This window comes from Rhodococcus sp. 05-340-2 (genome assembly GCF_002258915.1).
In the GTDB taxonomy this organism is placed as follows: Bacteria; Actinomycetota; Actinomycetes; order Mycobacteriales; family Mycobacteriaceae; genus Rhodococcoides.
On sequence record NZ_NOYU01000042.1, the window covers coordinates 1 to 15,118 of the forward strand.

13 protein-coding genes and 1 rRNA gene are annotated in these 15,118 nt (G+C 65.2%); 2 read left to right on the forward strand and 12 right to left on the reverse strand.

The genetic code is table 11. The features are described from left to right. The 3 genes from CH271_RS25165 to CH271_RS25175 form a co-directional block, all read right to left on the reverse strand. A 16S ribosomal RNA gene (locus CH271_RS25165) occupies positions 1 to 89 on the reverse strand; the annotation flags it as partial. Positions 90 to 667: 578 nt separating this feature from the next. Then, on the reverse strand, positions 668 to 1,942 hold the full coding sequence (tyrS, locus tag CH271_RS25170; protein WP_094635379.1) for a tyrosine--tRNA ligase: 1,275 nt from the start codon (positions 1,940 to 1,942) through the stop codon (positions 668 to 670). A gap of 38 nt (positions 1,943 to 1,980) precedes the next feature. After that, positions 1,981 to 2,625: a DNA-3-methyladenine glycosylase gene (locus tag CH271_RS25175; protein WP_094635380.1), complete on the reverse strand. Its 645-nt coding sequence runs from the start codon at positions 2,623 to 2,625 to the stop codon at positions 1,981 to 1,983. Positions 2,626 to 2,704: 79 nt separating this feature from the next. Between CH271_RS25175 and CH271_RS25180 the strand changes: the two genes are divergently transcribed. Both CH271_RS25180 and CH271_RS25185 read left to right on the forward strand, forming a co-directional pair. Continuing rightward, positions 2,705 to 3,436 carry an ABC transporter ATP-binding protein gene (locus tag CH271_RS25180; protein ID WP_037192597.1) on the forward strand — a complete coding sequence of 244 codons (732 nt, stop codon included), beginning with the start codon at positions 2,705 to 2,707 and terminating at the stop codon, positions 3,434 to 3,436. Further along, entirely contained in the window at positions 3,433 to 4,188 is a 756-nt protein-coding gene (locus tag CH271_RS25185; RefSeq protein ID WP_094635382.1) for an ABC transporter permease, read from the forward strand. The genes CH271_RS25180 and CH271_RS25185 overlap by 4 nt, the downstream gene beginning before the upstream one ends. Before the next feature lie 29 nt (positions 4,189 to 4,217). Here the strand turns inward: CH271_RS25185 and CH271_RS25190 are convergent, their stop codons facing one another. The 9 genes from CH271_RS25190 to argJ all read right to left on the reverse strand — a co-directional run bounded on the left by CH271_RS25190 (position 4,218) and on the right by argJ (position 15,092). Beyond that, the gene (locus CH271_RS25190) at positions 4,218 to 4,424 is read right to left on the reverse strand and encodes a Trm112 family protein (RefSeq protein WP_037192601.1); all 207 of its coding nucleotides are present in this window, start codon (positions 4,422 to 4,424) and stop codon (positions 4,218 to 4,220) included. A gap of 86 nt (positions 4,425 to 4,510) precedes the next feature. Next, positions 4,511 to 7,528, reverse strand: coding sequence for an AMP-binding protein (locus CH271_RS25195; RefSeq protein WP_094635383.1), 3,018 nt, complete (start codon positions 7,526 to 7,528; stop codon positions 4,511 to 4,513). 108 nt (positions 7,529 to 7,636) lie between these two features. Next, complete coding sequence (argH, locus tag CH271_RS25200; protein ID WP_094635384.1) at positions 7,637 to 9,085, reverse strand: argininosuccinate lyase; 1,449 nt, start codon at positions 9,083 to 9,085, stop codon at positions 7,637 to 7,639. After that, positions 9,082 to 10,281 carry an argininosuccinate synthase gene (locus CH271_RS25205; protein WP_094635385.1) on the reverse strand — a complete coding sequence of 400 codons (1,200 nt, stop codon included), beginning with the start codon at positions 10,279 to 10,281 and terminating at the stop codon, positions 9,082 to 9,084. Before CH271_RS25205 ends, argH begins: the two co-directional genes overlap by 4 nt. Before the next feature lie 51 nt (positions 10,282 to 10,332). Further along, positions 10,333 to 10,848 carry an arginine repressor gene (locus CH271_RS25210; protein ID WP_037192611.1) on the reverse strand — a complete coding sequence of 172 codons (516 nt, stop codon included), beginning with the start codon at positions 10,846 to 10,848 and terminating at the stop codon, positions 10,333 to 10,335. Further along, positions 10,845 to 11,780: an ornithine carbamoyltransferase gene (argF, locus tag CH271_RS25215; RefSeq protein WP_094635386.1), complete on the reverse strand. Its 936-nt coding sequence runs from the start codon at positions 11,778 to 11,780 to the stop codon at positions 10,845 to 10,847. Before argF ends, CH271_RS25210 begins: the two co-directional genes overlap by 4 nt. Beyond that, positions 11,777 to 12,982 (reverse strand): acetylornithine transaminase, encoded by a 1,206-nt coding sequence (locus CH271_RS25220; protein ID WP_094635387.1) that lies wholly within the window; start codon positions 12,980 to 12,982, stop codon positions 11,777 to 11,779. Before CH271_RS25220 ends, argF begins: the two co-directional genes overlap by 4 nt. Next, positions 12,979 to 13,893 carry an acetylglutamate kinase gene (gene argB / locus CH271_RS25225; protein WP_094635388.1) on the reverse strand — a complete coding sequence of 305 codons (915 nt, stop codon included), beginning with the start codon at positions 13,891 to 13,893 and terminating at the stop codon, positions 12,979 to 12,981. The genes CH271_RS25220 and argB overlap by 4 nt, the downstream gene beginning before the upstream one ends. After that, positions 13,890 to 15,092, reverse strand: coding sequence for a bifunctional glutamate N-acetyltransferase/amino-acid acetyltransferase ArgJ (argJ, locus tag CH271_RS25230; protein ID WP_170946009.1), 1,203 nt, complete (start codon positions 15,090 to 15,092; stop codon positions 13,890 to 13,892). Before argJ ends, argB begins: the two co-directional genes overlap by 4 nt. Positions 15,093 to 15,118: the final 26 nt, after the last annotated feature.

Below are 15,118 nucleotides of genomic sequence, written 5' to 3' on the forward strand. Positions count from 1 at the left end.
GTGTACCCCGAAAGGCCTTACCGCTCGACTTGCATGTGTTAAGCACGCCGCCAGCGTTCGTCCTGAGCCAGGATCAAACTCTCCGTAAAAGACTCTCGAAACAACAGCGCTCCCCCGAAAGGAAGAGCCGTGAATCAGTCATAGACAAAAGAGTCAAATCACTAGCAAAAAAACTCAACTAGCATTTTCAAACAACACCCGACAACAACCACCACAAGCGGATGGCTGATACATCGAATGCTTTCACCAAATAAATTCGGCACTGACATTCATCGACACACTGTTGAGTTCTCAAAGAACACGCACACACCATTCACCTTCGAGCTGAAGCTCGTAGGTGTCCGGGGCAACCGTTCCAGCTTAGATCAGATGATCGAGCACAGTCAAACTGGCTTCTCATCCGCGAAGAAGTCGAACCTCGCGGCTCTGACTCCTTCTTGGTGTCGGAAGCGATCTCCGCTTCGCTCAGGCCTTGCGGTCTGGGCTGGCGTCCGTGTCGCTCTGACCTGGACAAAGTTACGCCCCGGATAACAACGCGTCAAATCCCCAGGTCGTTCACGCGTGATTCGCGTGAACGGCCTGGTCGCAACCGGTCACTTACCCACCTGACGGGCGTCGTAACCAAATTACATGGATGTGACTCCGCCCACTGACTACAACGAAAAGCTCAGTCCGCGATTCGGGCGCCTGCGAAGTTCCGCTTTCCGCGTCGGACAACCAACCACCGGCCGTGCAGGAGATCGTCCGCACCGGGCGTCCATTCTTCGTCGGAAATCTTGACGTTGTTGACCGATGCGCCACCCTCCTTGACTGCGCGTCGGGCAGCGCCCTTGCTCTCGCTCAACCCCGTAGCGACGAGCAGATCGACGATGGTGTTCGGTGCACCTGCTTCGATGTCCGCCACAGATGCTTCCTGCAGCGCGGCAGCGAGCGTCTTTTCGTCGAGTTCGGTCAGTTCGGCTCGCCCGAAAAGTGCCTGACTGGCGAGTTCGACCGAACGAGTCGCTGCTTCGCCGTGGACGAGCGTGGTCATCTCGGCGGCCAGGCGCTTCTGTGCCTCACGCGCGTGCGGACGCTCGGTGGTCGCCGACTCGAGTTCTGCCAACTCGTCCTTCGACAGGAAGGTGAACCAGCGCAGGTACTTCACGACGTCTGCATCGCCGGTGTTCACGAAGTACTGGTACCAGGCGTACGGGCTCGTCATCTCCGGGTCGAGCCACAGGCTGCCGCCTCCGGTGGATTTGCCGAATTTCTTGCCGTCGGCGGAGGTGACCAGCGGAACCGTCATGGCGTGCACCGACTCGGCGTCCTGGCGCCGATTCAGCTCCACCCCGGCGATGATGTTTCCCCACTGGTCGGAGCCGCCGATCTGAAGACTGCAGCCGTATTGCCTGCGGAGCTGCACGTAGTCGTTCGCCTGCAGCAGCATGTAGCTGAACTCGGTGTACGACATTCCGTCGCTCTCGAGCCTGTTCTTCACCGTCTCGCGAGCAAGCATCACGTTGATCGAGAAGTGCTTACCGATGTCGCGAAGGAAATCGATCGCGGACAACTCCCCCGTCCAGGACAGATTGTTCACCACCACTGCACCCGTCGGGCTCTCGTCCAAGTCGACGAACCGCTCGAGCTGACCACGGATACGCGACGCCCACTCGGTGACGACCTCGGGGGAATTCATGGTGCGCTCCCCCACGTCGCGTGGGTCACCGATGAGTCCCGTCGCACCGCCGGCGAGAATGATCGGGCGATGCCCGGCCCGCTGGAAACGCTTGAGCGCCAGCAACGGCACGAGGTGCCCTGCGTGCAGCGAGGGCCCTGTCGGATCGAAACCGGAGTACAGCGTGATCGGCCCCTCGGACGTGGCCTTCTTCAGCGCGTCCACATCGGTGGACTGCGCAATCAGTCCACGCCAGGTCATTTCGTCGATGATGTTCTCACTCACGACGTCGATCCTCCCGCATGGACGCATCCAGCCGGCGCTCAGGCCTCCGAGCCACCGGGCGCGGCGGCGCGGGGACTGCGTTTGTAGCTCGACACCGCCTGCGACCCGAGCAACCAGAAGCGCCAGGGACGATCGGCCGCCGAACTCACCCCTACCCGTGGGCCGGACGCAACTGCCTTCTCGTGCAGTCGTGGCTCGAGTAGTTCGAGGGTGACAGCCGACGACGCGTCGAACACGTCCGTTCCGTTGTCCGCCAGCGAGACGCCCAAGGCTCGACCGAGATTCCCCGGCCCGCGGGCCCAACCGGCCTCGACCCGTGCGGACCGAGGATCGCGCCCGGCGCGCCTGGTCTCGACGACATCGTGGCCCCTCACCACTTCAGCCGCTCGGAGCAGCACGGCGGCTGCCGTACCGTCCGGGCCGCAGCTGACGTTCATGCACAAGTGCATGCCGTAACTCAGGTATACGTACAGCCGGCCCGCCGGACCGAACATCACCTCGTTACGAGGAGTCGGGCCCCGGAAGGAGTGCGCGGCCGGATCCGGCCATGGACCATCGAGCGGACCGCCGTAGGCCTCGACTTCCACGATGCGCACCGACACGTCGCCCACGGTGACGGTTCCGCCGAGGATGCGTCGGGCTGCGTCGTCGGGTTCTCCGATCTCCAAGTCAGCGACATTCATCCGTCCCATGATGCTTCGCCCTTGACCACGCGGCGCCGACGGGGCTATGACTTCGACATCGACAAGTCTGGAGGCCGATATGGCGTTCACCGGTGAGCACGCCGTCGAGATCACAGGGCTGACGGTTCGCCGCGGTAAGCGAACGGTGCTGCGCAGTCTGTCCGTGACTATCCCTCGTGGTGCCATCACCGGACTTCTCGGTCCGTCGGGCTGCGGCAAGACGACTCTCATGCGAGCAATCGTCGGCACTCAGATCGTGAACAGCGGAACCGTGACAGTTCTCGGATCTCCGGCCGGCTCGGCACCGTTGCGCCGCACAGTCGGATACGTGACCCAGGCACCGAGCGTCTACCGAGATCTCACCGTTCGCGAGAACGTGCAGTACTTCGGGTCGCTGTACGGCCGCCGGCGCGCGGACGTGGCGTCGGCCATCGAGGCGGTCGGACTGGCCGACCACGCGTCGTCACGGGCGGGCGAACTCTCCGGCGGCCAACTGGGGCGGGTCTCCCTGGCCAGCGCCCTGGTTGCCGAACCCGAGCTGATCGTCCTCGACGAACCGACGGTCGGCTTGGATCCCGTGCTGCGCTCGGAGCTGTGGTCGCGGTTCGCCGATATCGCGGCAAGTGGCACAACGGTGTTGGTCTCGAGCCATGTGATGGAAGAGGCGGAGCACTGTGGCCGTCTCGTTCTGATGCGCGACGGCGTCGTCCTGGCCCAGTCGAGCCCCGATGCATTACTCGAGCGCACGAACGAAACGACGCTCGATCGCGCATTCCTGTCTCTCATCAGATCTACCGAGCAGACATCGTGAACGCGCGGATCTACGCAGCGGGCACCGGCCGCATCCTGCGACAGCTGCGAGCCGACCATCGATCGGTGGCCATGGTTCTGCTCGTTCCGTCCCTGCTGATGGTGTTGCTGTACTTCCTGTACCGAGACGTGCCGACCCCGCCGAACCAGCAGTCGTTGTTCGATCGGATCGCGATCACGATGCTCGGCATCCTGCCGTTCGTCGTCATGTTCCTGATCACGTCGATCTCGATGCAGCGTGAACGCACCTCGGGAACGCTTGAACGCCTGCTGACGACTCCGATGTCCAAACTGGACCTACTCGCGAGCTACGGGTCCGCCTTTTCACTGGCCGCCGTCGGACAGGCGCTACTGGCATGCACCGTCGCGTTCGAATTTCTCGGGCTCGACATCGAGGGCTCGGTCGGTTGGGTTCTGGTGATCGCAGTCCTGGGAGCGATGCTCGGGGTCGCCATCGGACTGCTGTGCAGCGCATTCGCCCGCACCGAATTTCGAGCCGTCCAGTTCATGCCGGTCGTCGTGATTCCACAGCTGTTTCTCTGCGGACTCCTGGTGCCGCGCGACCAGATGCCGAATTGGTTGAGCACGATCAGCAATGTCCTGCCGCTGAGCTACCTGGTCGACGCGCTCCAGGAGATTTCCCGGTACCCCGGAGTCACCGGGCCCATGCGGACCGATATCGCCGTGGTCACGGCGTTCACCGTCGCCGCGCTGAGCGGAGCCGCCGCGACATTGCGTCGACGAACCCAGTAGTCGACGAACCCGGTGACCGATCGCACGCTCTAGGACGTGGCGCGCGCCAGGATCGACTCGTGCTCGGCGTCGTCGACATCGCGGGCGTCGTCGGCAAGCAACACCGGGATGCCGTTCTCTATCGGATATGCGCGACGCAGTCGCGGGTTGTAGAGCAGTTCCCCTTCGATCAACAGCAGCGGGCCCTTGTCCACCGGGCACGCGAGAATGGAAAGCAGTGTCGAATCGATTGCCACAGGTGTCCTTCGCTCTGCTCCGGTCGAACCGGAGTGGTGTACTCGCTTACGCTACCGAACCCGTTTTCTTCTGTGCAGTCTCGTTCCTACGACGATCTTTCGGCCGCGGTCTCGCGCCCGACGAACCGTTCGGCCACAACAGCTTTCGTCAATCGACGGTAGCTGTTCGACTCCGAGTCGTAAAACCATGACCGAGCGCTTGGCGTCGGGATGCCCGCTTGCTTCAGCGCCGTCGCGTTGGGTCGATACGCGCGTCCCACCGGAATTTCGGTCACCACGTGCACGATCGCCGGACGCTCGGCCGGAAGCAGTACTCCGAGAGTGTCGGTCAAAGCACGAGCGGTGATCACCGCCTCCGGTTGCAGCGAGATGGCGCAGACCGCCACCTCGGTGGCCGACGCCTCGACGCGCACCGATCGTGGCCGATCCGACGTCACCCGCACTCCGTAGACCACGGCCGAGTCGACCTGGTCCAGGTCACCCACCGCGTCGACGATCGGCTGGGTGTACACCGGACCGCACGCCGAACGCACCACGTTGTCCTTGCGGTCGACGAGCCAATAATCGCCGTCGGAATCGCGACGGAACAGGTTCTCGGTGGGGATCCAGGCGTCCGTGGCCTCGAACACTCCGCGCATGACGTGACTGGTCGCTTCGCCATCTCCGCTCGGTCGGCCGAGGAGCAGCCCGATCTCGTCGTCGCGGCACTGCCGGACGAAGCCGTCGTCGTCCTCTTCGAGGCGGCCGGTGATGGGGTCGTAGGCCGCCAGCGCCACCCGTGCGCTGCCCGGCAGCGGACGGCCCTTGGAACCGATCTTCGAGCCCGCCACATTGGCCAGAATCACGTCGTTCTCGGTGGATGCGTAGAACTCGAGCACCCGAGCCGGGCTGAACCGCGCCAGCGTGCGTCGCCAGAGCCCCACCGGCATACCGGAGCCGATGAACAGGCGCACCGGGTGGCCGGAGTCGACCGGGAACCGGCCGTCGTCGAGGATCTGCCGCATCATCGTCCAGGTGTAGCTCACGACGGTGACGCCGTAGCGGTACACCTCTTCGCTGAACCGCTCCGGCTCGAGACCACGGGAGAGTGCGATGCGCGACCCGCCCGCGAGCGCGCCACCGATCGTGACGAGGATTCCGGCCGAATGATGCAGCGGGGCAAGGCAATAGACAGTATCGCCGGGTCCGAGCGCGGCCGTCGTCGCTGTTCCGAATGCAGACAACGCCCAGCGATGATTGGTGATGTATCGCGGTTCGAGACCGCGATCGGTCGTCGTGAACAGGATCATCGCCAGTTCGCGGGCACGGCCCGGATCCGGCTCGTACCACTGAGGCAAACGCACTGCGTCGGGATCGATGGCCTCGAGATCGACCACCTCGTAGCCGGCCGGGATGTCGAGTTGCCGAACCTCACCACCGCCGAGCACCAGAACGTTCGGTGCCACCGGGACCGCAGCCGCAGCATTTTCCGGATCGGCGATCACGGTGTCGACGTCGACGGTCCGCAGCGCTGCGGTCAGGTCGCTGCCCGGCTGCAGCAGAACAGGCACTGCCCCGATCCGCGAGAGCGCCGCCATCGCGGCCAATGCGCTGGGACGAGTCTCCATCAACACACCGATGCGCGACGCGGGTCGCACCCCGACACTGATCAGTCCGCGCACCACGTTGTCGATGCGGACGTTGACAGCGTCGTAGGTGTGCACTCGGTCGTCGAACAGGAAGCACTCTCCGTTCGGAGACTTACGTCCCTGCTCGGCGATCAAGCGGCCCAACGAGACTCGACTGTGCGGCTGCATCTGCCCGAGGCGGGCGAGCCTCGGCAACGTGCGCACGGCCTCGGAGGAGATCTCGCGGGTTCCACGCACTGCGCCGGTCGCCGCCGATGCCAGCCCGCGGCCGACACCGACGCCCACCTCGGCGATGGAGGCAGCGGTGTGGATCAGGCGATTGGTGATCGACACACCGCTCTCTGAATCGCCGTGGCCCTCGCGCTCCATCACGCGGACCGCCTCCGGCTTCGGTCCGAGGTCCTCACGCCACCGAATCCAGTTTCCCGTCGTCGGCCAGGTCTGTGCAGCCGCGGTACTTCCGACAACCAGACCGAAATGGCCTGCACGCAAAGTGGTTTCGAACACCTGGGCGCGGGGGGCTGCGCGCTGAATGCCGCGCACGGCCAACGGCTGACCGATGTCGTCGACTTCGCCGACGAAGGCGAGCACGGGCACGGTGAGCTCGGCCAGAGTCAACAATCTGTCCTTGATGACGAACCCGCCGGTCATCATGCGGTTGTGAACGACGAACTGCTTCAACAACTCCGCAACGGCCGGGCCGGACCACGCCACCCACCCGTCCATCGCCAGAAAGCGTCGCTGCGGCTCTCGCGGCAACAGCGCCTCACGGTCGTGAAGCTGACGCAGAAAATCCACTCGCGATCGCACGGTCTTCGCCGGATCGAGTAGCTGAAATCCCGTCCGCGCCATCCACCCCGATACAGCGAGCCGAGTGAACACATGGTCGGCCAGGAACTCCGCTCCCCGCGTGGCCACGCCGGCCGGGATCCCGAGAGGCAGACCGGCGAGCGTGTCGACCGGAGCCCCGAACGTGATGAGACTGGCCAGATTTCGGCCGCCTCGGTACGCGGCCGCCTGGTAGCAGAACATTCCGCCCTGGGAGTAACCACCCAGGTGGACGTCGCGGCCGGTGTGCTCGTGCACCTTGTCGACGACCTCGCTGATCGCCACGACGTGATCGGCGAGCGTACGGCCCCACCCGCCTTCTTCTGTATCCGGCGAGCCGAAGTCGACCACCCACGGATCCAGCCCCATGCCGTGCAGGATCCCGGCAGCGCCCTGGTCGGTCGTCACGTCGTAGACGTCCGCGGAGACCATCATCGGCGGAATGAGCACCACCGGAGGACTGTCGGCAGGCACATCGTCGGGGAAGTACCGCCGAAGCCGATACATCGGCTCGCGGTCCATCACCCGAAACGGCGACGGATCCACCTCGGTCTCGAGACCACCGAGACGGATGACCTCGAGACCGTTCTGCGCCGTGGCGATGGCACGGCGCAGTGGACCACGTACGGCGTCTGCATTCAGTCCCACAAATACACTCCTGCGTTCGGCCCCGACGAACGACCGGCATCGATCTTCGCGTGACGAAAGCTTCTCACATCACACTCGAGGAAACCGGCATGGATATCGATTGCGCACTCAGTGCCGCAACACCGGTTCCTCGGCCCATGCGCGCAGGGTCGCGGCCGTGGCCCGCACGCCCCCGAGCTGATGCGCAACCTGCACAGCGGCCGTGCCACCACGCGCATCCCGCGACGAGATGGAACCCTCCACCGTGAGCACCTCACGAACGGCCGGAGTGAGGGACGAATCGATCGCGGCCAGCTCGTCGTCGGTCAGATCCGCCAGCCCGACGCCTCGCGCCTCGGCCGCCCGGACGCAGGCTCCTGCAGCCTCGTGAGCAACGCGGAACGCAATCCCCTGCCGCACCATCCATTCGGCGATATCGGTGGCGAGCGTGAACCCGGCCGGTGCCAGCTCGGCCATCCGTTCGGTGTGGAATTCGAGCGTTGCCGTCAATCCGGTGAGCGCGGGCAGCAACAGCTCGAGCTGCGCCACCGAATCGAACACCGGCTCCTTGTCTTCCTGGAGATCACGGTTGTATGCCAACGGCTGCGCCTTGAGCGTGGCCAGCAGGCCGGTCAGATTACCGATCAATCGGCCGGTCTTTCCGCGGGTCAATTCCGCGACGTCCGGATTCTTCTTCTGCGGCATGATCGAACTGCCGGTGGACCACGCATCGGCCAACGTCACGTAGCCGTACTCGGGAGTGCTCCACGAGATGACCTCCTCGGCGAACCGCGACAGATCGACGGCCGTCATCGCCAATACGAAGGCTGCTTCGGCGGCGAAGTCGCGCGAGGACGTGGCGTCGATCGAGTTCTCGGCGGACGAGTCGAACCCGAGCTCGGCTGCGATCTTCTCCGGACTCAGACCCAGTGACGAACCGGCGAGGGCACCGGAACCGTACGGGGACACCGCTGCTCGCGTGTCGAAATCTGCGAAGCGCTGCACATCGCGCAACAACGGATGGGTGTGCGCGAGCAGATGATGCGCCAGCAACACCGGCTGCGCGGCCTGCGAATGCGTCTTGCCCGGCATGACGGCAGTCGGATGCGCCGCTGCCTGGGTGGCCAACGCGTCGACCACATCGAGAACGCCGACCGACACCCGGCGAACCGCGTCACGCAGCCACATGCGGAACAGTGTGGCCACCTGATCGTTGCGCGACCTGCCCGCGCGCAGCCGGCCACCGACCTCCGGTCCGACCCGGTCGATCAACCCGCGTTCGAGAGCGCCGTGCACGTCCTCGTCCGACTCGGCTGCCACGAACGCGCCCGACGCGACATCGTCGGCGAGGCGCTGCAAACCGTCGAGCATGGTCTCGAGGTCCTGCGGGGTGAGCAGTCCGGCACCGTTCAGCACCCGCGCGTGCGCCATGGATGCGCGGATGTCGTACGGCGCGAGGACCCAGTCGAAGTGCGTCGACTTGCTCAACGCCGCCATGGCTGCGGCCGGACCCGATGCGAATCTGCCGCCCCAGAGCGAACCCTCGTTGGTTCCGTGCGAGGTCTCCGAATTCGTCACAGGCCCAGGTCCCGCTTCGCGGCGATCTTCGACGAGAGTCCGTGCAGCTGAACGAATCCCTTGGCCGCGGACTGGTCGAACGTGTCGCCCTCGTCGTAGGTGGCGAGGTTGAAGTCGTACAGCGACTCACCACTGCGGCGTCCGTTGACGATGATCCCGCCCGCGTGCAGAACCAGGCGGATGTCGCCGGAGACGTGCTCCTGCGTGTGCTGCACGAACGTGTCGAGAGCACCCTTGAGCGGGGAGTACCACAGGCCGTCGTACACCAGCTCGGCCCACTTCTGATCGGTGTGGCGCTTGTAGCGACCGAGCTCGCGCTCGAGGGTCACGTGCTCGAGCTCCTCGTGGGCGCGGATGAGCACCATGGCACCGGGTGCCTCGTAGATCTCGCGACTCTTGATGCCGACGAGCCGATCCTCGACGACGTCCAAGCGGCCGACACCCTGCGCTCCGGCACGAGTGTTGAGCTCCTGGATCGCTTCGAGTACCGAGACCGGACGGCCGTCGATCGCGACGGGGCGACCCTTGTCGAACGAGACAATGAGCTCGTCAGGAGCCTGGAAGTTGACCGTCGGATCCTCGGTGTAGTCGTAGACGTCCTTGGTCGGCGCGTTCCACAGGTCCTCGAGGAAACCGGTCTCCACCGCGCGTCCCCAGACGTTCTGGTCGATCGAGAACGGCGACTTGGTGGTCACATTGATCGGGATGTCGTTCTCTTCGGCGAACTTGATCGCCTTCTCGCGCGTCCACGCGTAGTCGCGAACCGGTGCCAACACCTCGAGCTCGGGGGCGAGGGTGTTGAAGCCGACCTCGAACCGAACCTGGTCGTTGCCCTTGCCCGTGCAACCGTGGGCGACAACGGTTCCGCCGTGCGCCCGCGCGTTCTCGACGAGGTGCTTGACGATCAACGGACGGCTGATGGCCGACACGAGCGGGTACCGATCCATGTACAGCGCGTTGGACTGGACCGTCGGCAGGCAGTACTCGTCGGCGAACTCGTTCCTGGCATCGACGACGACGGATTCGACTGCGCCGCAATCGAGTGCGCGCTGGCGCACGACGTCCATGTCCTCGCCGCCCTGCCCCAGATCGATGGCGACGGCAACGACCTCCTTGCCGGTCTCCCTCCCGATCCAGCTGATGGCGACGGAGGTGTCGAGTCCGCCGGAATAGGCGAGGATGACGCGTTCGGCCATGGTGTTCAAGCTCCTTCGTTGTTCTTGTTGCGCATGATGGGTAACCGCATCTCAGTTACCGCGTCGAGCAAGCTTTTCGATCTTGTCCGCGACCTCGCCACCGGTATGTGGCTCGCGGGCTATCAACAGAATCGTGTCGTCACCGGCGATGGTCCCGACGATCTCGGGCATCGCAGCACGATCCAGAGCGCTGGCCAGGTAGTGCGCCGCGCCCGGTGGTGTGCGGAGGACGGCCTGGTTCCCGCTGTGATCGGTTGACACCAACAACTCCCCCAGCAACTTCAGGAGACGGTCGGTGCCGCCGGACACTCCCCGGACCGGGCTGCCGTCCTCGGGCACGACGTACACCCCCACTCCACCGTCCGGCGCGCGCAGTTTCACGGCACCCAATTCCTCGAGGTCCCGCGAGAGAGTTGCCTGAGTGGTGTCGATCCCCTCGGCCGCGAGCAACGACGCCAGCTGCGGTTGACTGCGCACCTGATGCGTGGCCAGCAACGCGATGATCCGTGCCTGCCTCCCCGCGCGGGTCGACGCGGTCAACGGCACCGCAGTGACGTCCTCGCTCATGGTCGTCGGGCCTGTTCGAGGAGCCACACCAGCAGCGCCTTCTGCGCGTGCAGGCGGTTCTCGGCCTCGTCCCAGACCACACTCTGGGGACCGTCGAGCACCTCGTCGGTGATCTCCTCGCCTCGATGTGCCGGTAGGCAGTGCAGCACGACAGCGTCCGACTGGGCCTTCGAGAGCAGATCGGAATCGATTCGATACGGCCGGAACGGGGCGACGCGATCGAGACCGTCGTTCTCCTGGCCCATCGACGTCCAGGTGTCGGTGACGAGCGCGTCGGCACCGGCGGCGGCCTCGACCGGGTCCTCGGTGATGGTGATGGTGGCCCCGGTTTCCTCGGCACGCGCATGCGCCGCGTCGAGAACGTAGCCGAGCGGCGCAAATTCCTTGGGCGCGGCGATCCGCACGTTCAGCCCGGCCGTCACTCCGCCGATGAGCAGCGAGTGCGCCATGTTGTTGGCACCGTCACCGAAGTAGGCCAGGGTGCGCCCCTGCAGATTTCCCTTGTGTTCGATCAGGGTCTGCAGATCCGCCAGAACCTGGCACGGGTGGAACTCGTTGGAGAGGGCGTTGACGATCGGAATCGTTGCGCCGGTGGCCATCTGCTCGAGCCGCTTCTGCCCGAACGTGCGCCACACGACCGCCTCGACATAGCGCGAGAGAACCCGCCCCGTGTCCTGCAGCGTCTCCTCACGACCCAACTGGGTGTCGCGGCCCGTCACCACCACGGCATGACCACCCAACTGCGCGATGCCCATCTCGAACGAGAAACGGGTGCGGGTCGAGTTCTTCTCGAAGATGACACCGATCCCCTTGGGACCCTCGAGCGGACGCTTCGAGAACGGTGCACGCTTGAGCTCTGCTGCCAGGGCGAGGATTTCGCCCTGCTGCACAGGCGTGATGTCGTCGTCCCGAAGGAAATGCTGAACGGTCATGGCTGATGAGCCTCCTGTGCTGCGTCGAGAATTGCCGGTAGCGCCGTCACGAACGACGCGGCTTGGTCTTCGGTGATGATCAACGGTGGTGCGAGCCGGAGCACGTCGGGCTGTGCCGCGTTGAGGAGGAAGCCTGCCTCGCGCGCGGCTGCTTCGGCCGCCGGCGCGACGGCGGCGGTGAGAACCACGCCGAGGAGAAGACCCGAACCCCGAACATGGCTCACCAGAGGGTGATTCAGACCCTCGATGGAGTGCGCGATGGTCTTGCCGATGCTGTCCGCGTGCGAGAGCAGATCCTCGTCGGCAATGGTGCGCAAGACGGCCAGAGCCGCCGCCGCGCACACGGGATTGCCACCGAACGTGGTGCCGTGCTTGCCCGGATGCAGCAACTCCCCCGCCGCTCCGATGCCGATGCAGGCCCCGATGGGCAGGCCACCGCCCAAGCCCTTGGCGAGTGTGATGATGTCGGGCACGATGCCGACCGACTGGTGGGCGTAGAACCATCCCGTTCGGCCGATACCGGTCTGCACCTCGTCCAGGACCAGCAGTGCACCGTGCTTCGCGGTGATCTCGCGCGCAGCGAGGAGGTATCCCTCGGGCGGAACCACCACTCCGCCCTCGCCCATGATCGGTTCGAGAAACACTGCGGCGGTATCGGAATCGACGACGGCTTCCAGCGCGGCCACATCGCCGTACGGAACGTGGTGCACGCCGGCAGGCATCGGCTCGAACGGGGTCCGCTTGTCCGGCTGACCGGTCAGTGCGAGAGCGCCCATCGTCCGGCCGTGAAAGGACTTCTCGGCTGCCACGATGTTGGGGCGGCCGGTCAGGCGAGCGATCTTGAACGCCGCCTCGTTGGCCTCGGTTCCCGAATTGCACAGGAACACCCGGCCGGTGGCCCCGGCACCGAGGTGCGCGAGCAATTGCTCTGCCAACGCGATACCGGGTTCTGTCGCATAGAGATTCGAGGTGTGCCCGAGAGTGGACAGCTGAGTGGTGACCGCCTCGATCACCGCCGGATGGGCGTGTCCGAGAATGTTCACGGCGATACCCGCGAGCAGATCCAGATACTGCTTTCCGTCGGCGTCCGTCACCACCGCACCCTCGCCGCGGACGAGCGCCACGCGCGGAACACCGTAGTTGTCCATCAACGAATTCGACCACCGCTGTTGCAGATCGAGGGTGGACTCGGTGCCGGTCATGGCGTGACTCCTGACGTAGACGAGTGATCGGGGGTGACCATGGTGCCGATTCCCTCACCGGTGAACAGCTCCACCAGCACGGAATGTTCGACGCGACCGTCGATGACATGAGCCGACGGAACACCGGCTCGAACCGCCCGCAGGCACGCTTCCATCTTCGGCACCATCCCGGCGTCGAGCGAGGGCAGCAACGCCTCGAGCGTGGACGCGTCGATCTCGGAGGTCAACGAGCTGCGATCGGGCCAATCCGTGTACAGGCCTTCGACATCGGTGAGCACCACCATCTTCTCGGCACCGATGGCACTGGCCAGCGCCGCTGCCGCAGTGTCCGCGTTGATGTTGTGGACGACGCCGTCGCGGTCGGGAGCGATGGTGGACACCACCGGAATACGTCCTGCCGCAATGAGATCGAAGACCGCTTCGGGGTTCACCGACGTGACGTCGCCGACGAGACCGATATCGGTCTCGGCGCCGTCGACCAGCACGGTGCGCCGCGTCGCGGTGAACAGGTGCGCATCCTCACCGGAAATTCCCACGGCGTAGGGACCGTGGCCGTTGATCAGGCCGACGAGCTCGCGCCCGACCTGCCCGAACAGCACCATCCGCGCGACGTCCATGACCTCGGGGGTGGTGACGCGGAATCCGCCGCGGAATTCACCTGCCAGGCCGAGTCTGGTCAGCATGGCCGAGATCTGTGGCCCGCCGCCGTGAACGACGACCGGATGGATTCCGACGGTGCGCAGAAATACCATGTCGGCCGCGAAGGCCCGCTTCAGATCGTCGTCGATCATGGCGTTTCCGCCGTACTTGACGACGACGACCTTGCCCGAGAATCGCTGCAGCCAGGGCAGAGCCTCCGCGAGCGTGAAGGCCTTCTGCGCGGCCGTCAATTGCAGAGCGGCCGAGGTCATGACGAGTACGCCGAATTCTCTTCGACGTACGCGTGCGAGAGATCGGTGGTTCGAATGGTGGCCGACCCTGCGCCGAGACCGAGATCGATGGTCACCGCGATGTCGACACCGGACAGATCGACCTCCCGAGCCCCCGGCGCTCCCACGCCGTCGATGCACACCGGATTGCCGTTGAAAGACACGGCAATTCGATCCGGATCGAGCTCGATCGGGGCGATACCGATAGCCGCGAGCACCCGACCCCAGTTGGGATCCGACCCGAACAGGGCCGTCTTGGTCAGCGAGTCCCTGGCGACCGCGCGCGCGCCGATCAGGGCGTCGTCCTCGCTCATCGCACCAGACACGGTGATCCGCACCCGCTTGGTCACGCCCTCGGCGTCGGCCATCATCTGGTCGGCCAGGTCGTCGCACACCGCCAGGACCGCGGCGTCGAGTTCTTCCTGCGACGGTGCCACTCCGCTGGCCCCGGAGGAGAGCAGCAGCACGGTGTCGTTCGTCGAGGACGCGCCGTCGACGTCGAGCCGGTCGTAGGACATCCGGGTCGCCGCGCGCAGCGCCTTGTCCAGCTGATCTGCGGTGGCGACGGCATCGGTGGTGATGACGCTGAGCATCGTGGCCAACGACGGTGCCAGCATGCCTGCACCCTTGGCCATGCCGCCGACGTTCCATTTGTCGGCATGATGAACGGCCGCCTGCTTGGGCACGGTGTCGGTGGTCATGATCGCGTACGCCGCGTCGGTACCACCCGAAATACCGCCCGCGAGTTCGTGCACCACCTCGGTCACGCCGGGCAGCAGTTTGTCCATCGGGAGCCGATCACCGATGAGACCCGTCGAGCACACGGCAACCTCGATCGCTCCGGTCTCGGAACCCCAATTGCTCAGTGCGGACGCCACTTCCTCGGCTGTCCGGTGCGAATCCTGAAAGCCGGGCGCACCCGTGCAGGCATTGGCACCACCGGAATTCAGAATCACCGCGCGCAGCCGTCCGGTGGAGAGCACCTGCTGCGACCACAGCACCGGCGCAGCCTTGACCTTGTTTCGGGTGAAGACACCCGCCGCAGCGAAATCGGGACCCTCGTTGAACACCAAGGCCAGATCGGACTTGCCACTTGCCTTGATACCGGCCGTAATACCGGCGGCGCGGAAACCCGCGGGACAGGTGACGCCCTGCGTGCGCACGAGCTTGCCCGCAACCATGCCGACGGCCTCCGCCTGGCTCCCGA

Excerpts from the sequence above, each read along its gene's own strand:
- CH271_RS25210 (WP_037192611.1), bottom strand. The coding sequence starts at position 10,848 with ATGAGCGAGGACGTCACTGCGGTGCCGTTGACCGCGTCGACCCGCGCG.
- CH271_RS25175 (WP_094635380.1), bottom strand. The coding sequence starts at position 2,625 with ATGAATGTCGCTGACTTGGAGATCGGAGAACCCGACGACGCAGCCCGA.
- argJ (WP_170946009.1), bottom strand. The coding sequence starts at position 15,092 with ATGGTTGCGGGCAAGCTCGTGCGCACGCAGGGCGTCACCTGTCCCGCG.
- argF (WP_094635386.1), bottom strand. The coding sequence starts at position 11,780 with ATGACCGTTCAGCATTTCCTTCGGGACGACGACATCACGCCTGTGCAG.
- CH271_RS25180 (WP_037192597.1), top strand. The coding sequence starts at position 2,705 with ATGGCGTTCACCGGTGAGCACGCCGTCGAGATCACAGGGCTGACGGTT.
- CH271_RS25205 (WP_094635385.1), bottom strand. The coding sequence starts at position 10,281 with ATGGCCGAACGCGTCATCCTCGCCTATTCCGGCGGACTCGACACCTCC.
- argB (WP_094635388.1), bottom strand. The coding sequence starts at position 13,893 with ATGACCTCGGCCGCTCTGCAATTGACGGCCGCGCAGAAGGCCTTCACG.
- CH271_RS25220 (WP_094635387.1), bottom strand. The coding sequence starts at position 12,982 with ATGACCGGCACCGAGTCCACCCTCGATCTGCAACAGCGGTGGTCGAAT.